Consider the following 17,034-nt stretch of genomic DNA (forward strand, 5'->3'; position numbering starts at 1 on the left):
TTGCATCAGTGTCATGAAAACTTGTACCGAAAGAAGACAAGGCGCTGCCACAACGGGCAAATCGCCGATGAGCTGGCGGGCAAGTTGCGGTGCCGGCGCCGTGTGACAGCGCGGGTGACACGGAAAAATGCACTCGGGTCGATTCGCAGAGGGTATTCTGAGGGTGAATTCCAGTGCGGCGCGGCGGCGTCAGGGGCGCTCATGCATTCGGTGAAAGTCCTGACCGCGGCCATTGTCCTTGCTCTGCACGTTACGCGGCCGGTGTCGGCGCAGCCGGCGCCTGGCGCGCAAGGCGCGGAGGGCGAGCCGGACCGGCGCCAGCAATGGCTGGTGCCATCGCCTGAGCCAGCGACATCGGCGCATGCCCTGCTGTTTCGCCCCGCCGGCGACGGCCCGTTTCCGCTTGCCGTGATCGCGCATGCATCGACGCAGAATGTGCTGCGCCGGGCGCAGATGCCGCAGCCCGAATATCGCGCGCTCGCCGTCTTTCTGGTTGCGCGCGGTTTCGCCGTGCTGGTGCCCGAGCGGCCCGGCCATGGCGCCACCGGCGGCCCCTATCTCGAGGACCAGCGCGGCTGCGACGAGGCGGACTATTCCCGCGCCGGGCGCGCCACGGCTGATGAGATCGCGGCCGCGATGGATTATCTGCGCAAGCAGGCCTTCATCCGCTCCGAGGGCACGGTCATCGTCGGTCACTCGGCGGGCGGCTGGGGCGCGTTGGCGCTGGCCGGCGAAAATCCCGCCGGCGTGTCGCGCATCATCGTCTTTGCGCCGGGCCGCGGCGGCCGCGCCAATGATTTCCCGAACCAGGTCTGCGCGCCGCATATACTGCTCGCCTCCGCCGCCGAGTTCGGCGCGCCGGCACACATTCCCGTGACGTGGCTGGTCGCGGCCAATGACAGCTATTTCGCGCCGGCGTTCTCGCGCCAACTTGCCGATGCCTTCGCCAAGGGTGGCGCCAGAGTGGATTTTCATGCGCTTCCGGCCTATGGCAGCGAGGGCCACTGGCTGGCGGAAACGGAGAACGGCGTGAAATCGGCGGCATCCGAACTCGAACGCGCGCTGAAGCCGCCGCGCCCCGCCGCAGGCAAGCGATGACGTTCTACTTCCTCGTCAAATACCTCCATGTGCTCGGCGCCATCGTGATCCTCGGCACCGGCACTGGCATCGCTTTCTTCATGCTGATGGCGCATCGCACCGGTGATGCTTCCTTCATCGCGCGCACGGCGGCGACTGTCGTGGTCGCCGACATGATCTTCACGCTATCAGCGGTGCTGCTCCAGCCGGTCAGCGGCGGACTGTTGATGATGCTGTCGGCGACAGGCTTCACCGAACGCTGGCTGCTGGCATCGCTTGCGCTCTACGCCGTCGCCGGCATGTTCTGGGTTCCCGTCGTCTTCATGCAGATGGAGATGCGCGATCTGGCGCTGATGGCGGTGGAGAAGAGCCAGCCGCTGCCGCCGCGTTATTTTGCGCTGTTCCGCCGCTGGTTCCTGTTCGGTATTCCCGGCTTCGGCTCTGTCATGATCATCCTGTGGCTGATGATCGCAAAGCCGTTCTAGAGACTGCCATGCCCGCAAAAAACATCCTCGTCATAGGCGCGTCCGGTTTGATCGGGCGCTATATCACCGATGATCTGCGTGCGCGCGGTTTTCAGGTGGTCGGCATCGCGCGGCATTTCTCGCCGGCGCAGAAGGTCAGCGCGCTGGATCTCGAATTGCCCGTGATGTCGATGGATGCATCGGCACTGGCGCAGCTTCTGCGCACGCATGACGTCGACATCGTCGTCAATTGTCTGGGCGTCCTGCAAGATGGCCCGGGTAGCGATACGCAGGCGGTGCACTGCGATTTCGTCGCGCGGCTGTTGCAGGCTATCAGCGACAGCGGACGCGCCATTCGCCTCGTCCACATCTCGATCCCCGGTGTCGCCAACGAAGATCGCACCGCCTTCAGCACCACCAAGCGCGAAGCCGAACGGCTGATCGCCGCCTTCGGCGCGGCCTATGCGGTCCTGCGACCGGGTTTTGTGATTGCGCCGGCGGCCTATGGCGGCAGCGCCATGCTGCGCGCGCTGGCGGCGTTGCCGGTCGATTTGCCGGCCGACGAAGCGGGGACCGCGTTCCGGCCGGTTGCGGTCGGAGATATCGCCGCCACCATCGCCTGGCTCGCCGGCCGCGACATCGCGGATCAGGCCGTGCGCGCCGTGACATGGGACCTGATGCAACCTCAGACGATCTCGCTCGGCGGCGTCATCGATCAGTTCCGCTGGTCGTTTGGCACGGCCAGGCAACCGCGGATCACGCCGCCGGCCTTCCTGATCGATCTCGGCGCCCGCCTCGGCGATCTCGCAAGCCGCCTCGGCTGGATGCTGCCGCTGCGCTCCACCGCGATCGCCGAACTGCGTCGCGGCGTCACCGGAGACCCCACCGCGTGGATGGCGGCAACCGGCATCGTGCCGAAGACGATCGCGCAAGCCGTCGGTGCGCATCCCGCGACCATCCAGGACAAATGGTTCGCCCGGCTATTCCCAGTCAAGGCGCTGATCATCTCGAGCCTCGTGCTATTCTGGGTTGCCTCGGGCTTCATCGCACTGTTCATCTCCTATGACGCTGCCGCGGGCATCCTGAGGTCGCATCATTTCCTGCCTGATTTGGTCGGGCCCGTCACCGTGCTGACTAGCCTGATGGACATCAGCATCGGCGTCCTGATCGCCTTTCGCCGTACCGCGGCGTTCGGCCTGGTCGCGGGCATCATCGCCTCGCTCGGCTACATGGCGGGGGCGGCGATCCTGACCCCGGATCTCTGGATCGAGCCGCTTGGTGCACTGGTGAAGACCGGACCTGCGATCGTGCTGATGCTGGTCGCGCTGCTGACCCTGGACAACAGATGACCAATTGGCCCGACGACGACGTGATCCTCTACGACGGCGTCTGCATTTTCTGCTCGCGCTGGGTCCAGTTCGTCATCGCGCGCGATGCAGCCCGCCGCTTCCGCTTTACGCCGATTCAGTCGGATTACGGCACGCGGCTGGCAACGGCCTTCGGCATTGACCCGGACGATCCCGACACCAACGCGGTGGTTCACGGCGATGTCGCGCGGTTGAAGTCCGACGCGGCGCTGACCGTGCTGAGCTTGCTGCCGGGCTGGGGTTGGACGCGCGCGCTGTTCTTGGTCCCGAAACCGCTGCGCGATGCGGTCTACAGCGTGATCGCGCGCAACCGCTACAAGATATTCGGAAAGTATGAGACGTGCTTCGTGCCAGATGCCGACATGCGGGCGCGGGTGCTGGAGTAGATTTCGTCGTTCCGGGGCGATGCGAAGCATCGAACTAGTGGTTCATCACAGTGATTTTGACGTTTTGATACCGAGCCATTCGAGGATCGGCAAGTTTTCGGGTGGCAGGAGAATCTCGATGCTTCGGGGAACGCCGGGCTGACGGCGAATGAAACCGTTTCGTTCGAGGGTGACGATCATTTGGTGGACTGACGGCGGGCTGACGCGGAAATGGCGCTGAATGTCGGCTTCGGCGGGCGGCTGTCCGAACATGTACGAATAGGTATGGATGAAAGCGAGGTAGTGACCCTGCTTCTCGGTTAAGCGCGCGCCTGATTTTTGACTCATGGATCGATTCGTCCCGGCCTCCGACAAGGAGGCAAAGCATGAATGTACGTTATCGGGTCGAATTGAGCCAAGCCGAGCGCGACGAACTGACGGCGATGCTCGGCGGCGGCAAGCACGCCGCCCGCAAGCTCAAGCGGGCGCAGATTTTGCTGGCGGCCGATAGGGGCCGCAGCGACGAGGAGATTGCCCGGACCGTGAGTGTCAGCCTTTCCACCGTCAGCCGGACCAAGCGCCGCTTCGTGGAAGGCAATCTGGAGCGGGCCTTGAGTGAGGAGCCGCGTCCGGGCGCAGAGCGCAAGCTGACCGGAAAGGAGGAGGCCCTGCTGGTGGCGACGGCATGCGCCAAGCCGCCTGCCGGCCGCAAACGCTGGACGCTGACGCTGCTGGCCGACACGATGGTCAAGCTCACCGATCACGACAGCCTGTCGGGCGAGACCGTGCGTCGCCGGCTGGCCGAGAACGACCTCAAACCATGGCGCAGGGACATGTGGTGCATTCCCCATGTCGACGGCGAATACGTCGCCCGCATGGAGGACGTGCTCGATCTCTACGCCGAGACGCCGGATCCCGCCCGGCCGCTGGTCTGCTTCGACGAGACCCCCGTCCAGCTGATCGGCGAGGTGCGCCAGCCGGTTCCGGCCCAACCGGGACAGCGCGAGCGCTACGATTACGAGTATCGCCGCAACGGCACCGTCAATCTCTTCGTCACCTTCGATCCGTATCGGGGCTGGCGCAACGTCAAGCTCACCGACCGCCGCGCCGCCGTGGACTACGCCCACTGCATGCGTGAGCTCGTCGACGTCCATTATCCCGACGCCGCCTGCATCCGTGTCGTGCAGGACAATTTGTCGATCCATAAGCCTGGGGCGCTGTATGAGGCCTTCGCGCCCGCCGAGGCCCGACGCATCCTGTGCCGCCTCGAATTCCACTACACCCCGAAGCACGCCAGTTGGCTCAACATGGTTGAGTGCGAGATCAGCGTGCTTCAGCGCCAGTGTCTCGGCCGCCGCATCGACGACCCCAAAAGGCTCCGAAATGAGATCACAGCATGGCAACGGCGGCGAAATAAAACCCGAGCCCGAATCAAATGGATGTTCACAACCGACAAAGCCCGCGCCAAACTCGGCCGCGCCTATCCAGCCACCGCCAAAGAGTCAAAATCACTGTGGTAGACCACTAGGTGCGCAATTGCGCACCTGAGAACCTCGAGGTTCCCCGGTGCGCAGTTGTGCACTTGAGGTCTGGTCCTTCGGACCATCCCGGAATGACGAGTCCAAACAGTTATTGCTTGGATGAAGGGGCCAGCACTTCCTTCGCCGCCCTCTCCCCGCTGTCCAGCGCCCCATGCGCGGTCGAGAAGAAATGCGGTGAGGTCGCTTCGCCCGCAAAGAACAGCCGCCCATCCACCGGCGCGGCGAGCACGGCGCGCTTTCCCGCGTGGCCGGGCAATGCATGCGAATAGGACCCCCGCGCGAACGGGTCGTGCGACCAGCGGGATTCCTTCAGTGGCTTCAGCTTGCGGCGGAAGTCGTTGCCCAGCAAGGAGACGATCTCGTCGATGCTGTGGGCGGCAATCGCGCCGTCGCCGGCGTCTTCCAGTGCTTGCGCGAAGCGGCCGCCGAAGAAGCCCTCGATGCAGGGCTGGCCGAACGGGCGGATGTGATAGGTGCCCATCTCGGTGCGCATGGTGGCGCCGCGCAGATTGCCTTCCTTGGGCAGCGCCTCGGGGTCGTCGAGCGCCAGCATCACTTTATCGGCGAGGCCGAGCGGCAGGCCGCGCGCGGCGTCGACCTTGTCCGGCAGATCAGGCGAAAAGCGGATCGCTTCATCGGCGATCAGGTTGGTCGGCACGGTGACGATCACCTTGTGGGCTTCCAGCGTGCCGCGCGAGGTCTCGATGCGGACGCGCTTGCCGGAATGGTCGATCAGCCGGACCTCGCAGTTCAGCGCGACCGGGACTTGCGCGCCATAGGCCGCGACCAGCGCGCCATAACCGCGCCGCACCCGCCAATTGATGTTGGTGTCCTGATAGGCGTCGTAATCGAGGATCGAGAGTTGGTCGAGCTCGCAGCCGTTCACATAGGTCGAGATCGCGTCGATCATCGGGTTCCAGCGATTGCCGGGCTCGAGATAGCGGTTCGCAGGGCCGTCCTTGCCTGAGCCTGCGGCGGCTTGGAGGCGATCGTAGAACTCATCGAGCGCGAGGACGAAGTCGTCGCGCTCGGCCTGCGGAAACGCCTTGCCGTAAGCCCGCTCGCGCCACGGCGGCAGGTCCTTGTTGACCTCGAAATTGAGTTGGCCGGCGATGCCGACGAAGCTGTTCCGGTTGGCCGAATGCAGCCAGCCGCAACCGAGATCGAACACCACGTCGGGCGCCGCCTGGATCGTATGCGCCCGCCCGCCGACGCGGTCTCGGGCTTCCAGCACGATCGTGGACAGGCCGGAGTCCTTCAGCGCATTCGCGGCACCGAGGCCGGCTGCGCCTGCCCCGATGATGGCGACGTCGACGGAGGAGGGGAGGGTCATCAGGAGCGCGAATGGTGAGTGGCGAATGGCGAATAGGGTATCGGAAACACCGCCGAAGGCCAAACGCCCCTATTCGCTACTCCCCATTCGCTATTCGCAGCCTTACGCCACCGCTTCCTTGGCCTTTTCGGCGCGCTTGCGCTCGTTCGGGTCGAGGTGCTTCTTGCGCAGGCGGATCGACTTCGGCGTCACCTCGACGAGCTCGTCGTCCTCGATATAGGCGAGCGCCTTTTCCAGCGTCATCCGGATCGGCGGGGTCAGCCGCACCGCTTCATCCTTCGAGGTGGTGCGGATGTTGGTGAGCTGCTTGCCCTTGAGCACGTTGATCTCGAGGTCGTTGTCGCGGGTGTGCTCGCCGACGATCATGCCCTTGTAGACCTTCCAGCCCGGCTCGATCATCATCGGGCCGCGGTCTTCCAGCTTGAACATCGCGTAAGCCACCGCTTCGCCCTGGTCGTTGGAGATCAGCACACCGTTGCGGCGGCCCTGGATGTCGCCTTTGTAGGCGGCATAGCCGTGGAACAGGCGGTTCATGATCGCGGTGCCGCGGGTGTCGGTCAGCAGTTCGCCCTGATAGCCGATCAGGCCGCGGGTCGGCGCGTAGAACACCAGCCGCAGGCGGTTGCCGCCGGACGGGCGCATCTCGATCATCTCGGCCTTGCGCTCGCTCATCTTCTGCACGACGACGCCGGAATGCTCCTCGTCGACGTCGATCACGACCTCTTCGATCGGCTCCTGCCACGCACCGGTCGCCTCGTCCTTCTTCAGGACGACGCGGGGGCGCGACACCGAAAGCTCAAAACCTTCGCGGCGCATGGTCTCGATCAGGATCGCGAGCTGCAATTCGCCGCGGCCGGAGACTTCCATGGCATCCTTGTCGGTGGCCTCGACGACGCGCAGCGCGACGTTGCCCTCGGCCTCGCGCAGCAGGCGGTCGCGGATCATGCGCGAGGTCACCTTGTCGCCTTCGGTACCGGCGAGCGGCGAGTTGTTGACGATGAACGACATCGACACGGTCGGCGGATCGATCGGCTGCGCCACCAGCGGCGTTTCGACGGAGGGGTCGCAGAAGGTGTCGGCGACGGTGCCCTTGGTGAGGCCTGCGATGGCGACGATGTCGCCGGCGTCGGCTTCCTCGAGCGGGGTGCGCTCGATGCCGCGGAAGGCGAGGATCTTGGTGATGCGGCCGCTCTCGATCAGCTTGCCGTCGGCGCCGAGCACCTTGACCGCCTGGTTCGGCTTGATCGAGCCCGAGGTGATGCGGCCGGTGATGATGCGGCCGAGATAGGGGTTGGCTTCGAGAATGGTCCCGATCATGCGGAACGGGCCTTCTTCGACCGTCGGCGGCGCAACGTGGCGCAGGATCAGGTCGAACAGCGGCTGCATGCCGGCGTCATGGGAGGCTTCCGGGCTGTCGCCCATCCAGCCCTGCTTGGCCGACCCGTAGAGGATCGGGAAATCGAGCTGTTCCTCGCTGGCGTCGAGCGCTGCGAACAGGTCGAACACCTCGTTGATGACCTCGGTCGGGCGCGCGTCGGGGCGGTCGACCTTGTTGATGACCACGATCGGCTTCAGCCCGACCTTCAACGCTTTGGAGACCACGAACTTGGTCTGCGGCAGCGGGCCTTCGGCAGCGTCGACCAGCACCAGCGCGCCATCCACCATGTTGAGGATGCGCTCGACCTCGCCGCCGAAATCGGCGTGGCCGGGGGTGTCGACGATGTTGATGCGGGTGTCCTTCCACTGCACCGAGGCCGCTTTGGCGAGAATCGTGATGCCGCGCTCGCGCTCCAGATCGTTGGAATCCATGGCGCGTTCGACGACGCGCTGGTTGTCACGATAGGTGCCGGATTGCTGCAGCAACTTGTCGACCAGGGTGGTCTTGCCGTGGTCGACGTGGGCGATGATGGCGACGTTACGAAGGTTCATGGCTCTTCTTCTGGTCGGTGCATGGTCTTGAGCGCGATCGCGCCGGACCACCAGGGGCCGGCTGTTCGCTAACGCGGCCCATTCGGGCCCGGATCACGCTCATACCTAAGAATTTTGACGGGGACGCATCACCCCAAAAAGGAAGCCCGGTCAAAGGACCGGGCACACCTTGCGCGTTGCGCCGCAATATAGTCAGAAAACGCCAAAAAACAACGGTTTATTGGCGGTTCGGGTGACCGATTTTCGGGCCTGAACGGTGATTTGACCGCTTCCGGGTGGGGATCCGGCGTCAGTTTCGGGAACCAGCCCCACAATCACCGCGATCCTCTCGGGCCCCTCGCTGCAAAATAGATCAGCATCACGCCGGCAAAGCCGAGCAGAAGGCCCAGCAGAACCAGGGAAAGGAGCGTCGGGTCGGGGTGTGACGAGAAAAGGCCGCCACCAAACATGAGGGCGCAAAGGCCGGGCAAAAGCAGGATCAGCCCGAACACAACCATGAAGGCGGTCGCGCAGCCGCTGCGTGGCGGGGGCAGTTGCGGTGGGAGCGACGGGGGAGGCGACCCGTCGGGCATGATGGGACGGCTGTCGTCGCTCATCGCGGCACCCCCTCGTTTTGCCGCGTCTCGCGATAGGTCTGGCCGGCCATGCTGGCGCGGATGCCGTCGATCTTTCCGTCCCGGTAGAACAGATTGTAGGTGTCGAATGGGATGATCGCGCCGCTTTCGGTGACGAAGTGGATGCAGCTTCGCTTGACGTTGCCGACGCAGAAATTGAAACGATCGAGGAACTGCACGATGGTGACGCGGAAGACGTTTTCGTAAGTGAGGCCGTCCGGCACCTGGAAGCTCGGCAGGCAGCACAGCAACTCGCAGACGCGCTCGGAGGTATTCAGCGGTCCCGACGACAGCGAGAACAGGTCCAAGAATTTTTCCTGGAATTTCTGGCGCAGCATCGGATATTTTTCCGGGCTGATGGTGTTGGGCATCACCGCGACGAGCTGCTCCCGCTGAAACAGCGAGGTCAGCGGCAGCACCTTGTCGCCGTTGCGCAGGCCATAGCCGATCGAGATGCTCTCGGGGTTGCATGGCAACGGGATCATGTCCTTGTCGCCGAACACGCCGGTCTCGACTACGCGGTTGCGGATTTCCGACAGCATGATGCGGTCAGTCTCCTTGTCGAAATTCTCGTTGCGGCCGGCGTCCTGCACCGGCTGCAGCGTGACGCCGCGCACACATTTCCAGGTCAGCGCATGCCGGACGATGTCGCCGATCTCGCTGTCGTTGACGCCGCGCTTGATGGTCGCGACCAGCGTCGTCGAGATGCCGTGGTGTTCGAGATTCTCCAGCGCCTGCTGGCGGATCTTGCGCAAATCCGCGCCGCGCAGATTGACTAGCGCCTCGCGCTGCAGCGAATCGAACTGCAGGTAGATTTCCAGCCCGCGCTTGTTCTCGGCGAGCTTGGCGACGAACTTCGGTTCGCGCGCAATTCTGAGGCCGTTGGTGTTGATCATGACATGGCGGATCGGCCGGGCCCGCACCGCGTCCACAATCTTGAAGAAATCCGGATGCAGCGTCGGCTCGCCGCCGGAGATTTGCACCAGATCGGGCTCGCCCTCGCTCGCGACCAGCGCATCCAGCATCTTTTCGATCGTGGCGAGCGGCGTGAAGCTGGTCCGCGCCGGTGACGAATCGGCAAAGCACACCGGACAAGTGAGGTTACAGTGCTCGGTGATCTCGATCAGCGCCAGGCAGGAATGCTGCTCGTGATCCGGGCACAGCCCGCAATCATAGGGGCAGCCGAATTCGGTTTGGCGCTGGAAGGCCAGCGGCCGATCGCCGGGCTTGATGAAATCCTTGCACAGCCGCCAATAGGCCTGATCGGTCGAGACCAGCGTCGACTGCACGCCGTGCTGCTTGCAGCGCTTCTCGTACCAGACCTCGTTGCCGAGGATCTGGATCTTGGTCGGCACCAGGGTCAGGCAGGTTTCGCAAAGCGATTGGGTCTGGCCCCAGAAGATGTAGGGGCGGGCGCTACGCAGCGGCGCGTTCATGCGTCAAACTCGCAGTTGGTGCCGTCGCCAGCATGACGGCGGCATAGACCATGACAAACAGCGATAGCAGGTGGAACAGCGAGAACGGCCCGATCAGCGTGCCGTACGGCTTGAGGAATTCCCAGATGAAGCGTTGCAGGCCGTAATAGAACAAAGCGAGGTAGAATCCATTGGTGACGACAGCGGCATTGCGGTTCAACACGGCCCACACGTAGAACCCCGCGAACGCCGCCATCGCGAAGCTCTCATAGAGTTGCACCGGATGGCGCGGCACGCCGTCGCCGAAATCATGTGCCCAGGGCAGCGCGGTCGGCGTGCCATAGGTGAAATCATCAAGACCGGCGAAGTAGCAACCGAGGCGCCCGACCGCGACGCCGACCGCAAGCGGCAGCGCGAACCGCGCCCCGGTGCGCAGTGAAATGCCGTGCAGCCATTTGTAGAGCTCGATCGCGACGATGCCGCCGGCCAGCGCGCCCTCGACCGAGCGGGCGATCCCCGGCATGCCCGAAAAGCAGAGATTCAGCGTGCCAAAAATATACGCGCCGATCCCCGCACCGAACACCAGGGCTGCGATATAGGGCAGTTCGAAGGATTGCCTCGGAAACTGCAAGCCGCGCACCCGCGACAGCCACCACATCGCGACAGCAGCGGCGCACCAAGCCGCGATGTCGAAAATGGTGTGAAGCCCGGCCCCGCTCATGGCGCGAGTGTAGCGTGGATTTCGCGGAGAGATATAGCTTCCCCCTCGCCCCGCCCTTGCGGGGTCGAGACAAGCGCAGCTTGCTCTTAGAGGGTTGGGGTGAGGGGCTGTCTCCGCGAATTCGATCCAGCGAATGTGCGGAGGCTCCCCCTCCCCCGGATTGCATCTGGCGATGTGACATAGCTGAAGCTTCGCTTCAGCGTTCTTAAAAGACGGCCGCCGGAGGCGGCCTGCGCCTCTCCCCGCAAGCGGGGCGAGGTGAACGTCGACCGGCTAATTCGCCGGATTATCCTCGCTTGGATAAACCCCGCGCAGCACGTTTTCGAAGTGATCCTTGACCGCGTCGTTGCACAGGCAGGAGCGCTGCCGCAGCTTGTCCGGGTTGCGGATCAGGATCGAGCCGCGGCGCGTTTCCAGCACGCCCTCGGCCTTGAAGCTCTGGATCACGCGGCTGGTGTAGCTGCGGCCGACGCCGAGCAAGGTCGAGAGCTGCTCGTGCGTGAGCGGGACAACGCCATCGCCGTCGGTGCGCTCCATCGCCGAGATGATCCATTTCGCCGCGCGCTGTTCGATCGAGTGGATCGCGTTGCAGGCGGTGGATTGGAAGATCTGCGCCAGCATGCAATCGGCGTAGCGCGCGAACACGTTGCGCATCGATAGCGACGTGCTTTTCGCCAGATCCAGTTTGCCGAGGGGCAGCCGCGCGAACGGCCCGCTGAATTTGACAGTGATACGGGTATAGGCCGGCAGGAACCCCTGGCTCACGATGCCGCCGACCGCGCCTTCGCGGCCGACCAGGATCGTCTCGACATCGCGGCCATCCTCGTTGGCCACCATGTAGGAGGCGAGGCTTGGCCCGCACGGGAAATGCACGGTCTGCACGTCGTCGCCGGGGTTGTAGAGCAGATCGTTGGCCGCTGCGTCGACCAGCACAAGGTGTGGCCCGATCAGCGCAAAGTCGGCCGCATTCAGCCGGCGCAATAGATTGTTGAATGGCCGGTCCGTCGTCCCGGCCAACTCGGTGCGTTTGACAAGCATTGCAGGTTCCTGTGTCCCAACGCCGACAATAAACAGAAAGTTCCCGTTTTTATGTGCACTAGTGAACAGACGGCGACGGCTCCGATGTGGTGGTTTCACGATTGGAACTGCCGGCGCGCTCATCGAGGCACCGGCCGGGCGCCGTCCGTCCGGACCGAATCCGGACCTCATTCATCCCTGAAAATTGGACCCTGGCGCGACATGGAACCCGCCTCAAGCAACGGCATGCCCGGCGACGTCCTGATCGTCGAGGATGATCCGATCATCGCGCTCTATTTCGAGGACACGATCCTCGGCTTCGGCGTCAGAACGGTTCGGAGCGCTGGCAATGTGGCACGGGCGCTCGAATTGATCGCCGACCAGGCGCCGGATTTCGCAATGCTCGACGTCGGGCTCATCAGAGGCGAGAAGACATTCGCGATCGCCGAGCGCCTCAATGCGCTCAATGTCGCCTATGTGTTCATTACGGGCTATGGCGCCGACGTACGGCTTCCGCTGGCGTTCGCCGGCAGACCGCGGCTGACCAAGCCGTGCTCGACGGAAGCGCTGGAGGCCGCGCTGCGCCAATGGCGCAGCAGGCGGACTGAATGAATCCGGGCAGAATAAAGGGGGTTGCTGACCTCTCCCGCTTGCGGGGGTCGAGACGAGCGAAGCTCGCTTCTTAGGTCGACGCGCTCGGCAGCGCTCTTGCGCGCCAGAGCGCGGCGGGTGGGGGCTCTTTCCACTCGAAGATTCCGACTCGTGGTGAGACCCCCACCCCGGCCCTCCCCCGCAAGTGGGAGAGGGAGAGCAGCTTGCTCGCGTTGATCAGACCGGCTTCGGATCGAGCGTCGTCGACCACAGCGCGACGTCGGCACGGTCGCGCAAGGTCACGATCATCTGGCCGCTCTTGCCATCGATCTTGACGTGGCCGAAGAACTGCATGCCGGCCGACGGCGGCAAGTTCTGGTTCGCCTCGCCGGGCGCCTTGACGAACTTCACCTCGGGTCCAAACGTGTTGTCAAGTTCGTTGGGACCGAACGTGCCGGCGTGCAGCGGGCCGGAGACGAATTCCCAGAACGGATCGAACTCCTGGAACTGCGCCTTGTTCGGGTCGTAGTAGTGCGCGGCGGCGTAGTGCACATCGGCGGTCAGCCACACCGTGTTGACGACGCCTGACGTCTTGATGAAGCGCAGGATGTCGGCGATCTCGAGCTCGCGGCCGCGCGCCGGCCCGTCGCCCTGCGCAAAGGCTTCCGAGCCCTTCTTGTTGGCGGCATCGTCATAAACGATGAGGGATAGCGGCATGTCGGAGGCGATCACCTTCCAGGTGGCGCGCGAATTGAGCAGGCCGCGCTTCAACCAGGCAAGCTGCTCGGGTCCGATGAAATAGGCGTCGGGGCCGTATTTCTCCTGCAGGTTCGGGCCGTTCGGGCCACGATAGCTGCGCTCGTCGAGCATGAACACGTCGAGCAGCGGGCCGTAGCTTAGCGTGCGATAGACGCGGCCCGGCTCGACGATGCTCTCGCGCATCGGATACATTTCGTGGAAGGCCTGGGCGGCGCGCGCAGCGAGCACCGTGACGTCGCGCTCCTTGTAGGTCGCCGGAAGCTGCTTCGACAGCGACCAGTTGTTGGTCACCTCGTGATCGTCCCACTGCACGAAGATCGGGACCTCCGCATTGAAGGCGCGCACGTTCGTGTCGAGGAAATTGTACTTGTGAGCCGCGCGGTATTCGTCGAGCGTCTCGGCGACCTTGGCCTTCTCCGGGATGGTGAGGTTCTTCCAGATCTTGCCGTCGGCAAGCTTCACCTCCGAGGTGATCACGCCGTCGGCATAGATGGTGTCGCCGGAGTGCAGCAGGAAATCCGGATTGTGCTTCTTCATCGCCGCGAACGTGACCATGCCGCCGTCATCCGGATTGATGCCCCAGCCCTGGCCGGCAACGTCGCCGCCCCACACGAAAGAGACGTCGCGGCGATCGCTCGGCGCGGTGCGGAAGCGGCCGACCACGGGTTCGCCTGATATGTCGATATGGGCGAGGTCGCGGAAACGGACGCGATAGAAGATGTCCTGGCCGGACGGCAGGTTCTCCAGCAGCATCTTGGCGGTGAAGTCGCTCTCCGGCATCGCCGTGATCGGCGGCAGCGCGCGGGCGTCCTTGAAGGATTCGGTTGTCGCGACCTCGACCATCATCTGCGCGGGACGGTCGGCACGCGCCCAGACCACGCCACCGTCGACGCCGACATCGCCGGATTGCACGCCATGGGTAATCACCGGCCGGTCGGCGGCGCGGGAGAGGTAAGGCATCGCAATGAGGCCGACGCCGGTCGCAGCTGACGTGGACAGAAAGCGTCGGCGGGTGAGCTTGCGCGAAAACCGCATCGTCATGGGGAGCCTCCTCAGGGCACGGCGCAACGCTGCGCCGCAAGCGTGGAAAGGACTAGAAAGATTTCATGACGGAGAGATTACAGGAGTGCGGGCTGCGGGGATTTCAGCGTCGGCTCCGTAAGGTGAGCACATATATCGGGCTCCCTCTCCCGCTTGCGGCGGAGGGTTGGGGTGGGGGCTCTCTCCACGAGTCATTTTGTGAAGAGAGCCCCCACCCGCCGCGCTGCGCGCGTCGGCCTCCCCCGCAAGCGAGAGAGGCGAAGGAAGCTCGCAGAAAGATTGGATAAGGTGACGTAAGCCCTACGCCGTGCCCGCGGCACGGAGCTGACCGCCCGCGCGTTGCAGATTCTGCGGCATGCTTATCAACAGCGCCTTGCGGTCGGCGACCGCGTTGTGGAACTGCTCGAGCGCGATGTTGAACGCGGTCAGGGTGCCCTGCTCGATCGCGCCATGCTCGAAGCACACCAGCGTGTCGCGCAGGATGTCGTCGGCCTCGGCCTGCATCTGGTCGAGTTCGTCGATCGAATCCGAGCGCCGCGCCGTCTTCAGCATTTCGAGCAGGCGGTCGCGCTGCGACGTGTTGGTGTTGCGCTCGTCCTGCTTGAGATAGCCGGCGAACCAGGCGCCGGCCGAGCCCATCGCCGATAGCGCCATCAGGCTCCACCAGATGTAATCGCTGTAACGGTCGAGAAAGGTCTTTTCCTCGCCGTCGACGAAGGCGGCAGCACCCGGATGCACCGGGATGGTGGCGTCCTTGTCGGTGTCGGGCGTCTCGATCTTGGCCGCGAGCGGGAAATCGTTCTTGAGCGACTGCCGGATCGAGAACAATTGCCGCGTGAATGCTGCGATCGTCGAATCCGAGATGCTCTTTCGGGCGACGATGTGGTGCGAGAAGCTGATGGTCTTGACCTCATCATCGGGCCGGTCGGCGGAGCCGAGCGAGCCTGCGGGGATTTCCGCAGCCTCGTAGGCGGGATGGTTTTGTGCGATCGCTTCCGAGGCGTCGATGCCAAGGAAGGTGGGCGCGCCGCCGTCGCGGGTCGATGCCGCGATCGCGTCGATCGTGATCTTGCTATTGGCAGGGCCGGCGGAAAGATAGGCATCCGCCTTCTGATTGCGGATCGCTTCGACGGCCTCATTGGCCGGGAATTGGACGATGTCGACCTTCATCGGGTCGACGCCATATTGCTGCAGGATCATCTTCAGCAAATTGACGTTGGCTGGCGTGTGGCCGACGACGCCGATCTTGTGGCCGGCAAGCTGCGTGATCTTGGTGATCTTCGAGGCTTTCCTGCCCTTGCCTTTCGAGGCGGGCGGAACCCACATCACCACGATATTCTTGCGCAGGGTCGCGACCGCCTGGGCGTTCTTCGGCACCTCGAGGTCGCCTCTGATAATGGCGAGATCGGCTTTGCCGTCGGCGAGCGTCTGCGCGCTCGCGGTGGCGCCATCGGTGGGGACGAGCCGCAGCCGGACCTGGCTATGCTGCTGGTTGTGGAAGGCCTGTGCGAGGGCCTGCACCACCTTGAGATCGTCGCTGTTGGCGGGTCCCACCGCGATCCGCAGGGTCACCGGACGCATCGCGAAGTAGTAGCCGGCGGCCAACGCGCCGATGATGGCCAGCACGCCCGCGATCATCACGAAAGCAAGCCGCTGCCGCGCGGAACGGCGCGGATTGAGCTTCACGTCGGCAGGGCCGGGGCCGTCGGTCATCGGTCTCGCAAACAATCGTTTGGGGCTCAATTCCAAAACTACCAACGCGCTTATGACGGCTATTGTAGCAAATTCCTCAGCCGGCCGGGGTTACATCTGCGTCATGGTTACCAGCGGCCATCGGACGCTATTCCGGCCTTAATTTCGGCATGGATCCCACTCTTGGATCTCACCTTGGGCACGTTGTTAGGTTAAGGTCCGGCGAAACGGGAGGGTTGCCATGATCGAACGGCTGTCGGCGGAAGCACGGAAGGCGGCGCTCTGGGAACTGGCGGGCTGGGCGGAGACGCCGGACCGCGAGGCGATCACCAAGACCTTCGTGTTCAAGGATTTCAACGAGGCGTTCGGCTTCATGTCCCGCGCTGCCTTGGTCGCGGAGAAGAACGACCATCACCCGGAATGGAAGAACGTCTACAAGACGGTCGAGGTCGTGCTGGCGACCCACGACGTCGGCGGACTGACCAAGCGGGACATCGATCTCGCCAAGGCCATGAATACGATCGCAAGGCAGCTCGGGGTCGGCTGAGCCATTCGCAACCTTGCGCAACCTTGCGCAACCTTGCGATAGGTCTCCGACATCCCCAGATTCGCGGCAGCTGCCGCCGGACAGGCGTGCGGCGTCGAGGAACCTTGCGATGGCAACGACTGAACACAGCGTGGGATTTGAGCCTGCCGACCGGCTGGCGCAGGACCGCGAAAGCGTGCGCCGCCGCTTCTGGATCAAGTTCAAGAAGGTGGTGGCGCGACTGCCTTTCGCCGAGGACCTGCTCGCCGCCTATTATTGCGCGTTCGACCGCCAGACGCCGCGCCATGTCCAGGCGGCGCTGCTCGGCGCCATCGCCTATTTCATCCTGCCGTTCGATTTCATTCCCGACATGCTGCCGGTGCTCGGCTTCACGGATGATGCCGCGGTGCTCGCGACCGCGATCCGCCTGGTAGCGAACCACATCACGCCGGAACATCGCGAGGCCGCGCGCGCCCGGCTGAAGCGCGGGACGTTCGCGGAGGAGTGAGCGCCGTCGCTATAGGCCTCTCTTCTTCTTCCCCCCTGAAAGGGGGAAGATCGGGATGGGGGTCAGCCGCAGGC

Annotated in this window: 17 protein-coding genes; 8 read left to right on the forward strand and 9 right to left on the reverse strand. The window is 64.2% G+C overall.

The genetic code is table 11. The features are described from left to right. Positions 1-201 precede the first annotated feature (201 nt). Genes ACP2YO_RS01655 through ACP2YO_RS01670 form a run of 4 tightly spaced genes read left to right on the forward strand, consistent with a single transcriptional unit; the run spans position 202 to position 3,294 of the window. Positions 202-1,098, forward strand: coding sequence for an alpha/beta hydrolase family protein (locus tag ACP2YO_RS01655; protein ID WP_426438440.1), 897 nt, complete (start codon positions 202-204; stop codon positions 1,096-1,098). Next, positions 1,095-1,562 (forward strand): DUF2269 family protein, encoded by a 468-nt coding sequence (locus ACP2YO_RS01660; RefSeq protein ID WP_426438442.1) that lies wholly within the window; start codon positions 1,095-1,097, stop codon positions 1,560-1,562. The genes ACP2YO_RS01655 and ACP2YO_RS01660 overlap by 4 nt, the downstream gene beginning before the upstream one ends. A gap of 8 nt (positions 1,563-1,570) precedes the next feature. Continuing rightward, positions 1,571-2,890: an SDR family oxidoreductase gene (locus ACP2YO_RS01665; RefSeq protein ID WP_426438444.1), complete on the forward strand. Its 1,320-nt coding sequence runs from the start codon at positions 1,571-1,573 to the stop codon at positions 2,888-2,890. Continuing rightward, a complete protein-coding gene (locus ACP2YO_RS01670) occupies positions 2,887-3,294 on the forward strand; it encodes a thiol-disulfide oxidoreductase DCC family protein (protein WP_426438446.1) in 408 nt (135 codons plus the stop codon). The genes ACP2YO_RS01665 and ACP2YO_RS01670 overlap by 4 nt, the downstream gene beginning before the upstream one ends. Positions 3,295-3,339: 45 nt before the next feature. On the opposite strand, the gene ACP2YO_RS01675 is transcribed toward ACP2YO_RS01670, so the two are convergent. Next, positions 3,340-3,621, reverse strand: a complete 282-nt coding sequence (locus tag ACP2YO_RS01675; RefSeq protein WP_283039996.1) for a LexA family protein — start codon at positions 3,619-3,621, stop codon at positions 3,340-3,342. Positions 3,622-3,659: 38 nt separating this feature from the next. Between ACP2YO_RS01675 and ACP2YO_RS01680 the strand changes: the two genes are divergently transcribed. Continuing rightward, a complete protein-coding gene (locus tag ACP2YO_RS01680) occupies positions 3,660-4,793 on the forward strand; it encodes an IS630 family transposase (RefSeq protein ID WP_426434275.1) in 1,134 nt (377 codons plus the stop codon). Positions 4,794-4,902: 109 nt separating this feature from the next. Here the strand turns inward: ACP2YO_RS01680 and ACP2YO_RS01685 are convergent, their stop codons facing one another. From ACP2YO_RS01685 to ACP2YO_RS01710, 6 genes are all read right to left on the reverse strand, one after another. Further along, positions 4,903-6,150 carry a flavin monoamine oxidase family protein gene (locus ACP2YO_RS01685; protein ID WP_426443515.1) on the reverse strand — a complete coding sequence of 416 codons (1,248 nt, stop codon included), beginning with the start codon at positions 6,148-6,150 and terminating at the stop codon, positions 4,903-4,905. 99 nt (positions 6,151-6,249) lie between these two features. Further along, complete coding sequence (gene typA / locus ACP2YO_RS01690) at positions 6,250-8,076, reverse strand: translational GTPase TypA (RefSeq protein WP_426438448.1); 1,827 nt, start codon at positions 8,074-8,076, stop codon at positions 6,250-6,252. A gap of 314 nt (positions 8,077-8,390) precedes the next feature. Next, positions 8,391-8,672: a hypothetical protein gene (locus ACP2YO_RS01695; protein ID WP_426438450.1), complete on the reverse strand. Its 282-nt coding sequence runs from the start codon at positions 8,670-8,672 to the stop codon at positions 8,391-8,393. After that, on the reverse strand, positions 8,669-10,126 hold the full coding sequence (locus tag ACP2YO_RS01700; protein ID WP_426438452.1) for a radical SAM protein: 1,458 nt from the start codon (positions 10,124-10,126) through the stop codon (positions 8,669-8,671). Before ACP2YO_RS01700 ends, ACP2YO_RS01695 begins: the two co-directional genes overlap by 4 nt. Further along, the gene (locus ACP2YO_RS01705; RefSeq protein ID WP_426438454.1) at positions 10,107-10,826 is read right to left on the reverse strand and encodes a prolipoprotein diacylglyceryl transferase; all 720 of its coding nucleotides are present in this window, start codon (positions 10,824-10,826) and stop codon (positions 10,107-10,109) included. The genes ACP2YO_RS01700 and ACP2YO_RS01705 overlap by 20 nt, the downstream gene beginning before the upstream one ends. A gap of 273 nt (positions 10,827-11,099) precedes the next feature. Then, positions 11,100-11,864, reverse strand: coding sequence for a Crp/Fnr family transcriptional regulator (locus tag ACP2YO_RS01710; RefSeq protein ID WP_426438456.1), 765 nt, complete (start codon positions 11,862-11,864; stop codon positions 11,100-11,102). 201 nt (positions 11,865-12,065) lie between these two features. Here ACP2YO_RS01710 and ACP2YO_RS01715 point away from each other — a divergent pair, with 201 nt between their 5' ends. Then, complete coding sequence (locus ACP2YO_RS01715) at positions 12,066-12,455, forward strand: response regulator (RefSeq protein ID WP_426438458.1); 390 nt, start codon at positions 12,066-12,068, stop codon at positions 12,453-12,455. Positions 12,456-12,671: 216 nt separating this feature from the next. Here the strand turns inward: ACP2YO_RS01715 and ACP2YO_RS01720 are convergent, their stop codons facing one another. Beyond that, positions 12,672-14,234 carry an alkaline phosphatase D family protein gene (locus ACP2YO_RS01720; RefSeq protein WP_426438460.1) on the reverse strand — a complete coding sequence of 521 codons (1,563 nt, stop codon included), beginning with the start codon at positions 14,232-14,234 and terminating at the stop codon, positions 12,672-12,674. A gap of 300 nt (positions 14,235-14,534) precedes the next feature. Continuing rightward, complete coding sequence (locus ACP2YO_RS01725) at positions 14,535-15,947, reverse strand: TAXI family TRAP transporter solute-binding subunit (RefSeq protein ID WP_426438462.1); 1,413 nt, start codon at positions 15,945-15,947, stop codon at positions 14,535-14,537. A gap of 220 nt (positions 15,948-16,167) precedes the next feature. Here ACP2YO_RS01725 and ACP2YO_RS01730 point away from each other — a divergent pair, with 220 nt between their 5' ends. Beyond that, positions 16,168-16,473: a 4a-hydroxytetrahydrobiopterin dehydratase gene (locus ACP2YO_RS01730; RefSeq protein ID WP_426438464.1), complete on the forward strand. Its 306-nt coding sequence runs from the start codon at positions 16,168-16,170 to the stop codon at positions 16,471-16,473. A gap of 109 nt (positions 16,474-16,582) precedes the next feature. Further along, a complete protein-coding gene (locus ACP2YO_RS01735; RefSeq protein ID WP_426438466.1) occupies positions 16,583-16,960 on the forward strand; it encodes a YkvA family protein in 378 nt (125 codons plus the stop codon). The last annotated feature ends 74 nt before the right edge of the window (positions 16,961-17,034 follow it).

It is taken from the genome of Bradyrhizobium genosp. P, from assembly GCF_049949265.1.
GTDB lineage: Bacteria > Pseudomonadota > Alphaproteobacteria > Rhizobiales > Xanthobacteraceae > Bradyrhizobium.